This window comes from Nostoc sp. JL23, from assembly GCF_017115065.1.
GTDB classification, from domain to species: domain Bacteria; phylum Cyanobacteriota; class Cyanobacteriia; order Cyanobacteriales; family Nostocaceae; genus Nostoc; species Nostoc punctiforme_A.
In genome coordinates, this window is the sequence record NZ_JABXKN010000128.1 from 38,454 (window position 1) to 51,267 (window position 12,814).

Below are 12,814 nucleotides of genomic sequence, written 5' to 3' on the forward strand. Positions count from 1 at the left end.
GTAATAACCAGCTATGACCCAGAACTACCGCATTACTCTACTCCCCGGCGATGGCATTGGCCCTGAAATTATGGCAGTGGCGGTAGATGTGCTGAAAGTCGTAGGGAAGCAATTTGATCTGAAGTTTGAATTCCAAGAAGCCCTGATCGGTGGTGCAGCAATTGATGCCACAGGGGAACCCCTACCATCTGCCACTCTAGAGGCTTGCCGTAACAGTGATGCTGTATTACTCGCAGCGATTGGTGGTTATAAGTGGGATTCCCTGCCATCCAATTTACGCCCAGAAGCAGGTTTGTTAGGACTGCGTGCAGGGTTAGGATTATTTGCCAATTTGCGCCCAGCGAAAATTTTGCCCCAGCTAATCGACGCCTCAACTTTGAAACGCGAAATTGTCGAAGGCGTGGATATTATGGTGGTGCGCGAACTCACTGGTGGGATTTACTTCGGTAAACCTAAAGGTATTTTTGCTACAGAAAACGGTGAGAAACGTGGTGTAAATACAATGGTTTACACTGAATCGGAAATTGAACGCATTGGGCGAGTGGCCTTTGAAGCAGCCCGGAAACGTGGTGGAAAACTTTGTTCAGTAGATAAAGCCAACGTATTAGAAGTATCTCAGTTGTGGCGCGATCGCATCATCCAACTTTCTCAAGAATATCCAGATATCGAACTCTCTCATTTATATGTAGATAATGCTGCGATGCAGTTGGTACGCGCTCCCAAGCAGTTCGATACCATCGTCACAGGCAACTTGTTTGGTGATATTCTCTCTGATGCTGCCGCCATGCTCACGGGTAGTATTGGAATGTTACCCTCAGCTAGTTTGGGTGCTTCTGGGCCCGGTGTGTTTGAACCAGTTCATGGTTCTGCCCCAGATATTGCCGGACAGGATAAGGCAAATCCTCTAGCACAGGTTTTGAGTGCGGCGATGATGTTACGCTACGGTTTAGACCAACCAGAAGCAGCAGATCGGATCGAACAAGCCGTATTGCAAGTTTTAGAGCAGGGCGATCGCACAGGAGATATAATTTCTCCAGGAAAAAATCTCCTCGGTTGCCGCGCTATGGGAGACTCACTCATCAAAGCTATCGAACAAAAATAATTTTGTAGAGCAACTTGGGCAATTTGGCAACCTTTGCCATAAGTTTCGGGTAGACTAAAGGGAAATCTAGCAATCAAATAACAGTCGATAGTGTACGCATTACGACAAGGACAAGTAAATTTTACCGCCCCAAAGAACCAATCGCCTTTGATTGATCCTGCTGTAATCAGAGCTGCTGGGCAGATATACTATACTCACTGTGAAGTCCATCCCGAAATAGCTGGGCAACCTTCCGGTGTAGCAATTAATCGTGTGACTCATCGAGGTAAGGTTATTTTTACTAACCAACCAGTTCTTTTACCTCAAGAGTGTTTTGTACCCTTAAGTCAAATTGAATCGCACATGTATTAGTCATTGGTCATTGGTCATTGGTCATTGGTCATTAGTTATTGGTCATTAGTTATTGACAAAGGACAAATGACAAAGCACAAATGACACAGGACAAATGACAAAGGACAAATGACTGTATGGACATTTTGTTCGCCATCCCGGCGAGTGTAATGGTCTTTGCTTTGGGTGCATCTATTGGTAGTTTTCTCAATGTTATTGTTTATCGCCTACCTGCCGGGTTGTCAATTCTTTGGCCGCCTTCTCGTTGTCCTAAATGCTTAAACCAGCTAAAAGCTTACGACAATGTACCAGTGTTCGGCTGGATTTCTTTAAGAGGGCGGTGTCGATATTGCAAAAGCAAAATTTCTGTCCGTTATCCCGTGGTAGAAGGGGTAACGGGCATAATTTTTTTACTAATTTTTTTGGTATTTCAAGTTTCGACTTTAACAATAGGCTATTGGGCTTTTTGTAGTTGGTTATTGGCGCTATCACTCATCGATTTAGATACAATGACCCTACCCAATCCACTTACTCAGTCGGGTTTAGTGGTGGGGATTTTGTTTCAAATGGTAGTTGGTTTTCTACCAGAAGGTAGTTTTGTAGCATTGGTAAATCACCTGATAATGGCTATAGTTGGCGCAGTATTAGGCTTATGGCTGTTTGATGCGATCGCCCTCTTGAGTTCAATTGCCTTTGGTAAAACTGCAATGGGTGCAGGTGACGCCAAGTTAGCAGCCATGATGGGAGCCTGGCTAGGCTGGAAACATTTGCTCTTGGCTAGTTTTATTGCCTGTGCGTTGGGAGCATTAATTGGCATCGGTGTTTTGATTATGCAGCGATCGCGACAAAAATTAGGACAAAAAATACCTTTTGGCCCTTTTCTGGCTTTAGGATCTGTGATTACCCTGTTTAGCGGCGAAGCTATTTTGTCTAGCTACCTGCGGTTATTTTTTCCAGCGTCTTGAATTGAAGTAGGGAGTGGGGGACAAGGGGACAAAGGGACAAGGGGGAATTATTGAACAAGCCTCTCCTCGGCTCCCCCCTCTACCTTGTCCATTCCCAATGCCCAATGCCCAATGCCCCATACCCATAACTAATGCCCTTTCATAAGAAATATTTATAATTCGTGACTGTAACCAACATTACCCCATCTACCTTTCACATTTTGATAATATTCAGCTTGTGACTTGTATTACCCTCTTAACGACGATTAACCGTTGGCAAGCGCAACTAGTACAACAGATGCTGATTGTTCAGAACCTAGCAATACGAATAATTGATTTAGGTGGGAGGGGGAGAGCATCTTATTTGGAGGTTGGTATTCTCATGGCTTTGTCACTACGTCCATATAATTAAGTCTGCTGAAAAAAAGAGCAAGAGACTTGTATTGGTATAAGTATTTTCGTTAAGCTGGCAACCAAAGATGAAAATTAAGGTCTGAATTGCTTAAAAGCGTAGTTTAACGATGTAGCCATTAGTCTTAATAAAGAAAAATGACTAATGACTCAGGACAACCCAATACGGTTTGACATGTTTTCGACCTCATACCCACTTAAAATAAAATAAAAAATGGCTAACAACGAAGAATCACGTGGTTTAAAGTCTTTATTTGATTGGTTTGCAAATCGGAGGAAGTCAGGATCTACCAGCCTCGAACGCCAAGAACGTGAAATTGCTGATGGATTGTGGCATAAATGTTCTAAATGCGGCGTATTAGCATATACAAAAGACCTGAAAGCCAATCAGATGGTTTGTGTCGAATGTGGTCATCACAATCGGGTAGACAGTGATGAGCGCATCCGTCAATTGATAGATAACAATACCTGGAAACCACTGGATGAGCATTTGCGTCCAACTGATCCGCTAGAATTTCGCGATCGCAAACTCTACAGCGATCGCTTGCGGGAAACACAAGATAAAATTGGCTTAATAGATGCAGTTAGAACTGGTTTAGGTCAAATCAATAGTTTGCCTATTGCCCTTGGGGTTATGGACTTCCGCTTCATGGGTGGTAGTATGGGTTCCGTCGTGGGAGAAAGACTCACCCGCATGATTGAGCAAGCCACTCAACGACGCTATCCTGTAGTTATCGTCTGTACCTCCGGTGGCGCGAGAATGCAAGAAGGTATGCTCTCTTTGATGCAGATGGCGAAAATCTCCGCAGCCTTACAGCGTCATAAAGACGCCCGATTATTATATATTCCAGTTTTGACCAATCCGACAACGGGCGGCGTTACCGCTAGTTTTGCAATGTTGGGCGATATAATTTTGGCAGAACCCAAGGCAACCATTGGTTTTGCTGGTCGGCGAGTGATTGAGCAAACCCTGCGGGAAAAACTACCCGAAAATTTCCAGACTGCTGAAGATTTGCTCCAGCATGGTTTTGTTGATGATATCGTACCCCGTACCCAATTAAAGAACACCCTAGCCCAGCTGATTGCTCTACACCAGCCTGTATTAACAACACCTCACATGGTGTTGTGGGAAACAATGTCCTTGACTTCTACCGCAGCAGAATAAAGCAGGGGGAGCAGGGGGAGCAGGGGAAGACAAGGGAGCAGGGGAAGACAAGGGAGAAAATACTACCTTGTCCTCCTCATCCCTCTTATCCTCTACCTGGCTCTTGGAGAAACATGAGCGGAACAAGGGCTACTAGTCGGAATAGAGCAGAGAGGACAAACAAGCTGAGTAAACCTCCAGACTGGGCAAATTGGGCGATGAAACTGCCTATAGTTGTGCCCAAAGCACCACTTACACCAGCAGCGGCAGCTGCGATCGCAAAATAGATAGACTGATTTTTAGTTGGTGCGATCGCTAATTGTATATTATTGCTGCACAAATCAATGGCCGCCCAAGTACCTCCAGCCAAAATGTGTAATAGAGGTAGCCACAACCAGATATCAAGGTGATTAGCACCAATTCCTAGCCAGAGAAGTGGGGTGACTCCAACCAAAATCCCAATACAGATGAGAATGGGACGATTGCCTATCTTGTCTGCTAATCTTCCCCACAGGATAAGCATTAGCAAAGTCGCCGCCGCCTGAAAGCTATTGTAGATAGTCACATAGCTCACATCCAAATCCAGCGTGTCGAGCATATAGAGGTTAAAAAAAGGACTACTGAGGTTAACAGCAAGCGCCCAAAAGCTGAAATACAGCAGAAAAATCAAAAAGTTAGAGTTTTTCCAGATGCTGTTGGTTGACTGTTCTTGTCGTGGATGAATTGATTGAGCGACTTCAGAAGATTCTTCTTTTACAACCTCTGATTGAATCTCACTTGGTTGAGTTAACTTGCCATAATAAGTGTTTTGCGTAGCTTGCAGCCCTAGGCATCGCGGATTCATATCCACCTGGAAATACTGGCACCCTAATCCCATAATCCCAAACACAACGCTTACCAGTAGAACTATCCCATAGCCTTGTAGAGATCCCCCATACCAATGTGATACAACTAGACCGGCCATTGGTACGCAAACCAAAGTCGTAAGGTTAGCAGCACTATTGCGTGTTCCAAAAAACCTGCCTCGTAATTGTCGGGGAACTATCATTGCTACCCAACTGAGCCACGATGCAGTTCCTAGCCCTCCTAAAAGATTACTCAATAAAACAATCAAGAGTGTCAATATGACTAACTGGTGAGCATCAACCACTCCCAAGCTAGCGCTGGCAATACCAATTACTAAAATCAGCCATAGCAGCCGACCAATTCCGTGTGTCCGAAGCGAATATTGAAAGCGGCTGGTGCTGCGTTCCGACAAATAAGCACCCAACGGCTGAATGAGATTGACCAACATGGGAATAGAAGACAGCATCCCAAATACCACTGGACTAGCACCCAATTCCACCAATAAATTGCTGAGTAAAATCCCGCCAGTTCCAAGAGAGTAAACCGATGCTAAGACAGAATCCGCAGTGGAAGCTTTTAAACTAGTGCGAATAGTATCTTTGGGTATTCGAGAGTTTGGAGAGATTGATGTTGGTGGTGAGGCAATCTGGGGAAATTCTAGAGTTAGTGGTGCAGTTGTTTCAATCTGAACAGAATCCATCAACATAAATTATGGGTGAAGTATCCTCGGACAAATCAGGTTGCAAAGGGACTCAGTATGCTTTAATTAGCATTGCTGATAATTTTTCGTTATTTTAGCTTGCAATTTTCAGCCAAAATTTCAAATAAGTAAAATATCATTCCTTAATAACACAAGGTATAAGCGAGGAAAGAGAATATTATTTGTTTGTGAACAATAAAGGATTATTTAATTTTTTGGCTTTGGTGATGGCGATCGCGATCGCTATTATTGCTTGTCAAAGCCTACAATTGCCAAGCAAACCGTTAGCATCTACCGCAGTCACCATCAAACTTAGTGGTTGGGGAGGCTCTCCCGTTGAGCAAAAACTCTTGAGACAAGTACTGCAAGACTTTGAAGCACAACATCCAACTATTAAGGTCAAATATGAGGTAATTTCCGACCAATACATGGATGTAATTAAAACTCGTTTAGTTGGGGAAGCTGCGCCCGATGTCTTTTATCTGGATGCGCTGGAAGCTCCTTTCTTAATGAGTCAGAATGTCCTCGAACCGTTAGAAAGTTACATTACCCCCGAATTTGACCTAACGGATTTTGAGGATGCCTTACTTGACAGTTTTAAATACCAAAATCAGATTTACGGTCTTCCCAAAGACTATTCAACCCTGGCTCTGTTTTATAACAAAAAAGCTTTCGCCGCCGCAGGCTTAAGTAATCCGCCAGCGACTTGGGATGAATTACGTAACTACTCGCAACAATTGACAGGCAAGCTTAACAAATACGGCTTTGGGGAAATTCCAGAATTAGCGCGTCAAGCTTATAAAATTAAAGCCTTTGGTGGACAACTTCTCGATGGAAATGGTTATGCTACTTTTGCCAGTGCAGCAGGTTTGCAGGGTTTAGAGTTGGTAGTAAACCAGTATCAAAAAGACCGCTCCTCTGCCCAAAAATCTGATGTGGGAACAAACTCAGGTAGTGAAATGTTTGGTCAGAGTAAAGTGGCAATGGTGATTGAAGGTAACTGGGCAATTCCCTATTTAACTGAAACCTTTCCGCAAGTAGAGTTTGCTACTGCACCAGTGCCTACTATTAATAACAAAAAAGGCACGATGGTATTTACAGTTGCCTATGTGATGAACAAGCAAGCACAACACAAAGCCGAAGCCTGGGAGTTGATTTCTTATCTCACAGGTAAAGAAGGAATGCAAAAGTGGACAGGAACAGGGTTTGCTTTGCCAACACGTAAATCAGTGGCAAAGAATTTGGGTTATGACCAAGACCCGTTGCGATCGCCATTAGTGGCAGGAGTTAATTATGCTACACCGTGGCAAGTAGGCCAGTATCCAGGTGCGATCGTGAATAATTTTGATAACCAGTTTGTCAGCGCCTTGTTGGGGCAACAGCCATTAAAGCAGGCGATGCTGAAGGCAGAGAATGAAGCAAATCAGCAAATTAAAGCCATGGAGTAATGCTTAGTTTAAGTAAGCAATCTTTCTTGCTTCTACCAAATCACTTCTTGTCCATTCCTCAGTGGTTGGTATAGTTAAATCCTCAAAGTACTTCACTTTACCGCGCATTTCCCCAAATAACTCCTCTGTTGAAAGTGCTTGTGCGTATTTGGAAATTTTCACGACTGGTTTACTGTGATCGGTAACTACAATTTCTTCTCCTTCGGACTCTACAAGTCGTAAGAACTCAAGAAGTTGAGATTTGAGTTTACTTTTGGAAATTGATTTCATAATAACCGTAGTCATGATTATAGTCATATTCTAATAGGACATAGCATGAACTATTGCTCAATACTTATCGGCTATGACCAAGACCTACTGCGATCGCCATTAGTAAAAAGTCTGGGGCTATACAAACTTTCGTCCGCCTGCGCGGACTCTATAAAACCCAAAGCAGGCTGGTTTAGTCTATATAGCCGCGATTTCCAATCGCCCAGTGTTTCTTCCACAAGTGGATGCTCCCGATTCTCTCGTTCTGATGCCGATGGACAATGAAATAAAATAAAAAATTGTTCGGAATTATATTTATTGGCATATAGGGATATCTGTTCAAACTGCCGATCGAATTTTTCGGAATCAAGCAACTCTAAACCAGTATTGCCAAGTATAATGCTAGTCATAGTTGAGCGATAAAATTGAAAAATACTAGCATCAGAGATAGGATTTTCTTGTTCGTCTTCACAATCCTTATCTTCTGAGACAATACTTGTAGGGATTTTCCTAGTAGCAGCTTTGGGTATACTATTGTAGCCTCCATATTGAGATTTTCTAATTAATTCATAATTAAAGATTTTGACAACAATATCGCAGAAGAAATCTTCTACTTGCGGAATCAAAAAAATCCCTACTGGCTGGTGAGAATCTAAACACGCTTGGAATCGTTCATATTCTTGTTCAGAGCCAAAATCAAACAAGTAGTAGAAAAAATCGTGTTTAACTGAAATTGCCTCTTTTAGTTTGGCTGAAATTGATTGAGATTCAGCAACTTCATTTGTTGGTTCTACACCTTTAATAGAAATAGCTATTTTAGTATTTAACGGAATATGCAAATCCAACTGAGGATTTGCACAAAGCCCCAATTCATCAAGAGCAGTATTAAAATCATCTATGAATGATTGACTTCTACGCTGGTAGCCAAACTGTTCTATGATAGTTTTGACTCGTAGGCTTTTTTGAGTTTTACCAGTTCTTTGAAGTTTACTTTTAATCGAGCGTAAGTAGGCTGTATATGACATTTTGTGAGCATCCCAAGGAAACTAAATATATAGTTCCCTAACTTACATATCCAGCTAACTCACACAAGCAATGTCTTTATTTTTGTCCGAGAGTAGGATAAATAATCATGTACGAACCATCGCTACAGTCGGGTGAGTGCGGGATTAAGTGGAGGTTCAGTAGTGTTTGAAATCAACAGGCGGCGCAGAAACCCCAGGTGGAATATCACAGAAGGCTTGGCTGGGTATATGTTTATAATGCCCACAATTCTAGTTTTGGGAACTTTTGTAGTCTTACCCATTCTCTACGCCGTTTTTCTTTCCTTGCAAAAAGTCCAACTTCTCGGCGGTATTGAATACGAGTTCATCGGTTTTCGCAACTTCACGCGATTGGCTGAAGATGAAAGAGTTTGGATTGCTTTGAGAAACACAGCCGAATATGTAGCCATTGTTGTGCCAACTCAAACAGTCTTAGCTTTAATTCTGGCGGTAACTCTGAACTCTGCAATTCGCGGTAAAAACTGGTGGCGCATCCTCTATTTTTTGCCGACAGTCACTTCTTCAGCAGTGCTGACACTCATCTTTATGTGGATTTATAACACTGATGGGCTACTAAACGATTTTCTCGCTTTTGTGGGGCTACCTACTTATAACTGGTTGGGCGATCCAGCAGTTGCGCTCAAAGGCATTATGATCATGAACATTTGGTCAACTGCACCGTTTTTCATGGTGATTTATCTGGCGGCGTTGCAAGATATACCCCAAACACTTTATGAGGCGGCGGAACTCGATGGTGCAAATGGGTGGCAGCAATTTATCTACATTACTCTTCCCCTGCTTAAGCCTGTAACCTTCTTTGTGGTAGCAGTGGGGGTGATTGGGACTTTTCAACTTTTTGACCAGTCTTACATCTTTTCTGGCGGTACTGGCGGGCCGAACAACGCTACCTTAACTGTGGTGCTGTTGATTTATCAGGCTGTGTTTGGGAATTTACAAATGGGATATGCAGCTGCGATCGCATTTTTATTAACAGCAGTGATCATTGCCATCACTTTGATTCAACGGCGACTTTTTGGAGGTGAACGGATTTGACTAACACCTCTGGCTTATCCTGGCTCAAAGCCCTGTTATACGTCTTACTGACACTTTATGCCATCATTACCCTAATCCCCTTTCTCTGGGCACTTTCAGCATCATTTAAGCCACTAACAGAGATTGTCAGTGGTGAACCCAACTTTCTCCCCAAGAATTTTACTCTTGACAACTACAAGCAAATCTTTCTCCAAGAACCGCTTTTTTGGCGCTGGTTGTTTAACAGTGTAGCGATCGCACTCAGCGTTACGCTTTTAAACTTGTTGTTAAATTCAATGGCTGGTTATGCCTTGGCAAGACTGCGCTTTGTGGGCAAACGCTTTTGGTTCTTTCTCATCCTGGCAGTACTAGCAGTACCGACGCAAATCACCCTGATTCCCACATTTTTGATTTTGAAAGCGATCGGCTGGCTGAATTCTTATCAAGGCATGATTGTTCCTAGCATGGTTAATGCCACTTTTATCTTCATGATGCGGCAGTTTTTCGTTAATTTTCCTAAAGAACTAGAAGAAGCAGGTCAACTCGATGGCTTAAATACTTTTGGAATTTTTCGACACATTGTTTTACCTTTGGCAAAACCAGCACTAGCAGCACAGGCAGTTTTTGTGTTTATGGGGAGTTGGAATAATTTTTTACTGCCTATAGTTATCCTATTTGACCCAGAAATGTTTACCCTTCCTTTGGGGCTGAACACCTTCAAAGGTCAATACATCAGCTATTGGAACTACATTATGGCGGCTTCTATGGTCTTTACCTTGCCAGCTTTAGGCATTTATGCCTTTTTTAATCGTTACTTTATTCAAAGTGTCACCTTTACCGGGGGAAAAGGTTAATAGGCATTGGGCATTGGGCATTGGGCATTAATTATTCTCCTTTGCTCTCTCTGTTCCCCATGCCCCATGCCCCATTCTCAATGCCCCATTCCCCAAACAGTATTTTGGGCAACAAATTGCACTCCTAACGTGATATTGGTATTACAGCGACTCAATCTCGATCTATCAGTAAACAAGCATTATGGGTTTTGCAGACCTATCGATCGCAGAGATAGCAGCCGACTACAGCATTCCTGTAGAACAAGTGTTTTCTCTGTGCAACCAACTGGGAATCGCCTACAAACACCAAAAGACCCGTTTGGCGTTAGAAGATGCAAAGGCAATTATTTCCCAAATATCCTCTGAAATACGCCCCAATGGTACTAACGACTTGGTGGGTGATCACGAAGTCACCTGAAGGGTTATCTCAGAACTTTGGCTAATAACTGATAGCTAATGATAAAAAACAATGAGTCATTAGCAATTAGCAGCTTGGAGATTGAGAATCGCGTTCTTAGCTGTGTTGAGCGTCAAAATCTTTAAGGGGAAACATGTTTATAAGACTAATTGGCGTTGTTGTGGCTACTGTTTTACTCTCGTTTCAGTTGATTGTCGGTAGCGCGACAGCAGTGGAACTAGACGAAGCTACCCGAACAGTGCCATTAAATACTCAGGGTGATACCGTTGTACTCAGCCTTAAACAAGTCAAAGAAGGCAAACGCTTATTTAATTACGCTTGCGCCCAATGTCATGCTGGGGGAGTTACCAAGACAAACCAAAACGTCGGACTCACTCCAGAGGACTTGGCGCTGGCAACACCTAACCGTAACAACATTGAAGGTTTAGTAGATTACCTGAAAAATCCCACTACTTACGACGGGGAAGAAGAGATTTCCGAAATACACCCCAGTCTCAAAAGCGCAGATATTTTCACAGCAGTGCGAAATCTGACGGATGATGACTTGGAGGCGATCGCCGGTCATATTCTCTTACAACCCAAAATCGTTGGTACTAAGTGGGGAGGCGGAAAAATCTATTACTAAATCCCGGAGTTGAGTCATTGGGAATAGGGCATTGGGCATTGGGAATAGGGCATAGGGAAGAATTTAGTCCCCATTCCCCATTCCTTATTCCCCATTACCTATTCCCCATTTACTGCTTATTGGATAGCTTTTCGCAATAAATTGCTCTCCATTCTTAAAAAAAATTGGATCTATGACAGATTGTCATACTTTGGTGTTGATTTTATTTAAAATGAGAAAGGGAAAAAAATTGTTTGTTAGGAGAGAGCTATGAAATTAATTTCGGCAGGCTTGCGACGCCTTAGTTTAGCTGTGTTGACAATCCTTTTAGTTGTTAGCAGCTTTGCTGTTTTTACTCCCAGCGCTTCGGCTGAAACCTACCAGGTGAAATTGGGTAGCGATAAAGGAATGCTGGCATTTGAACCTAAAAAGTTGACCATTAAAGCAGGCGACACTATTGAATGGGTGAACAATAAAGTTCCTCCCCATAATGTTGTGTTTGATGCTGCCAAAAACCCCACCAAGAGCGCCGATTTAGCTAAATCTCTGTCTCATAAGAAGTTGCTCATGAGTCCTGGCCAAAAGGAAACAACCACCTTTGCAGCAGACGCTCCTGCTGGTGACTACACCTTCTACTGTGAACCTCACCGTGGTGCTGGCATGGTTGGTACAATTACTGTCCAAGGCTAGAAACACCAGTGTTTGACACGAGATGATTACTCAGTGAAATTAGCTCATCGCCACACGCTACACTCCTAGAGTGACGCATAAAATGCAGAAATGGCGGTAACGAGTTCTATCCTTCCCTAAGACGCTAAACAATCTGTAGCGATCGAGGAGTGAACTTGTTACCGCCAATTTTGATCAAATTTGACTTAATCAGGGATTAATCACGTTTATACTCTTGCTGGAGGCTTGTTGCGAGGAAATACTGTTGAGAATACTTTTATTAATTCTACTGTCGGCGATCGCCCTATTCAAATTTACATTCATTAGTCCAGCACTAGCTGCCGAAACATCCAACGGTGCTAAAATTTTCGAGGCTAACTGCGCTTCTTGCCATATAGGTGGCGGTAACATCCTTATCAGCCAGAAAACCTTGAAAAAGGAAGCATTGTCAAAGTACCTAGAAAATTACAATCAAGACTCAATCCAGGCAATTATCCACCAAGTGCAAAATGGTAAAAATGCTATGCCTGCCTTTAAAGACAAGTTAAGTTCTGAGGAAATTCTGGAGGTGGCTGCTTACGTTTTTCAAAATGCAGAACAAGGTTGGTAAAGTAGCTATACCGTATAGTCTTTGTGGGGTGAGCGTTTGCCTATCTTTTGTTAATAGCCAGTTAGACGCTCACCCCAAAATATTGGAGAATTTATTTGTTGGAAATCCCTCAGTAGATTTCCTTCTTGGAACCTTTTAACGAACTTCTAAATTAAGTATTATGTATGACGAACTAGCGATCGCTAATTTGTCAACTATCAAAAACAATATTTTAAACCCAAAACCCTGATGTAGAGACGCGATTTATCGCGTCTTGAAACTACACCAATAACTCTTAACCCAAACGTATTGTATTTTAAACAGGATTTATGCAAAAAATAGTCGAAAAGAATTATCTTCAGGTAGGGAAAATACCCTGCGGTTACTCCAGTTGAGAACTCGTAGAGTAGCCGCTTCTTTATAAAACGCTGCAAACGCGTCTAGATAAATTA

The 12,814-nt window shown here is 42.6% G+C and carries 14 protein-coding genes; 11 read left to right on the plus strand and 3 right to left on the minus strand.

All coding sequences use genetic code 11. The features are described from left to right. Window positions 1-13 precede the first annotated feature (13 nt). The 4 genes from leuB to accD all read left to right on the plus strand — a co-directional run bounded on the left by leuB (window position 14) and on the right by accD (window position 3,952). Window positions 14-1,102: a 3-isopropylmalate dehydrogenase gene (leuB, locus tag HWQ42_RS26330; protein ID WP_292817161.1), complete on the plus strand. Its 1,089-nt coding sequence runs from the start codon at window positions 14-16 to the stop codon at window positions 1,100-1,102. Between the two features lie 90 nt (window positions 1,103-1,192). After that, window positions 1,193-1,453 (plus strand): hypothetical protein, encoded by a 261-nt coding sequence (locus HWQ42_RS26335; RefSeq protein WP_104908437.1) that lies wholly within the window; start codon window positions 1,193-1,195, stop codon window positions 1,451-1,453. A gap of 116 nt (window positions 1,454-1,569) precedes the next feature. After that, the gene (locus HWQ42_RS26340) at window positions 1,570-2,397 is read left to right on the plus strand and encodes an A24 family peptidase (protein WP_292817163.1); all 828 of its coding nucleotides are present in this window, start codon (window positions 1,570-1,572) and stop codon (window positions 2,395-2,397) included. A gap of 604 nt (window positions 2,398-3,001) precedes the next feature. Next, entirely contained in the window at window positions 3,002-3,952 is a 951-nt protein-coding gene (gene accD / locus HWQ42_RS26345; RefSeq protein ID WP_292817165.1) for an acetyl-CoA carboxylase, carboxyltransferase subunit beta, read from the plus strand. 85 nt (window positions 3,953-4,037) lie between these two features. On the opposite strand, the gene HWQ42_RS26350 is transcribed toward accD, so the two are convergent. Continuing rightward, a complete protein-coding gene (locus HWQ42_RS26350; protein ID WP_292817167.1) occupies window positions 4,038-5,477 on the minus strand; it encodes an MFS transporter in 1,440 nt (479 codons plus the stop codon). 227 nt (window positions 5,478-5,704) lie between these two features. Here HWQ42_RS26350 and HWQ42_RS26355 point away from each other — a divergent pair, with 227 nt between their 5' ends. Continuing rightward, on the plus strand, window positions 5,705-6,925 hold the full coding sequence (locus HWQ42_RS26355) for an ABC transporter substrate-binding protein (protein WP_292817308.1): 1,221 nt from the start codon (window positions 5,705-5,707) through the stop codon (window positions 6,923-6,925). 3 nt (window positions 6,926-6,928) lie between these two features. Here the strand turns inward: HWQ42_RS26355 and HWQ42_RS26360 are convergent, their stop codons facing one another. Then, window positions 6,929-7,210, minus strand: coding sequence for a type II toxin-antitoxin system Phd/YefM family antitoxin (locus tag HWQ42_RS26360; RefSeq protein WP_292817169.1), 282 nt, complete (start codon window positions 7,208-7,210; stop codon window positions 6,929-6,931). Window positions 7,211-7,266: 56 nt separating this feature from the next. After that, window positions 7,267-8,199: a hypothetical protein gene (locus HWQ42_RS26365; protein WP_292817171.1), complete on the minus strand. Its 933-nt coding sequence runs from the start codon at window positions 8,197-8,199 to the stop codon at window positions 7,267-7,269. A gap of 162 nt (window positions 8,200-8,361) precedes the next feature. Between HWQ42_RS26365 and HWQ42_RS26370 the strand changes: the two genes are divergently transcribed. From HWQ42_RS26370 to petJ, 6 genes are all read left to right on the plus strand, one after another. Continuing rightward, on the plus strand, window positions 8,362-9,270 hold the full coding sequence (locus HWQ42_RS26370; protein WP_292817173.1) for a carbohydrate ABC transporter permease: 909 nt from the start codon (window positions 8,362-8,364) through the stop codon (window positions 9,268-9,270). Then, window positions 9,267-10,103, plus strand: a complete 837-nt coding sequence (locus HWQ42_RS26375; protein WP_292817175.1) for a carbohydrate ABC transporter permease — start codon at window positions 9,267-9,269, stop codon at window positions 10,101-10,103. The genes HWQ42_RS26370 and HWQ42_RS26375 overlap by 4 nt, the downstream gene beginning before the upstream one ends. 181 nt (window positions 10,104-10,284) lie before the next feature. Continuing rightward, window positions 10,285-10,500, plus strand: coding sequence for a hypothetical protein (locus HWQ42_RS26380; RefSeq protein WP_099100724.1), 216 nt, complete (start codon window positions 10,285-10,287; stop codon window positions 10,498-10,500). A gap of 133 nt (window positions 10,501-10,633) precedes the next feature. Then, on the plus strand, window positions 10,634-11,125 hold the full coding sequence (psbV, locus tag HWQ42_RS26385) for a photosystem II cytochrome c-550 (RefSeq protein ID WP_094347444.1): 492 nt from the start codon (window positions 10,634-10,636) through the stop codon (window positions 11,123-11,125). A gap of 249 nt (window positions 11,126-11,374) precedes the next feature. Then, window positions 11,375-11,794 (plus strand): plastocyanin, encoded by a 420-nt coding sequence (gene petE, locus HWQ42_RS26390; RefSeq protein ID WP_292817177.1) that lies wholly within the window; start codon window positions 11,375-11,377, stop codon window positions 11,792-11,794. A 244-nt stretch (window positions 11,795-12,038) separates the two neighbouring features. Then, the gene (gene petJ, locus HWQ42_RS26395; protein ID WP_099100729.1) at window positions 12,039-12,383 is read left to right on the plus strand and encodes a cytochrome c6 PetJ; all 345 of its coding nucleotides are present in this window, start codon (window positions 12,039-12,041) and stop codon (window positions 12,381-12,383) included. Window positions 12,384-12,814: the final 431 nt, after the last annotated feature.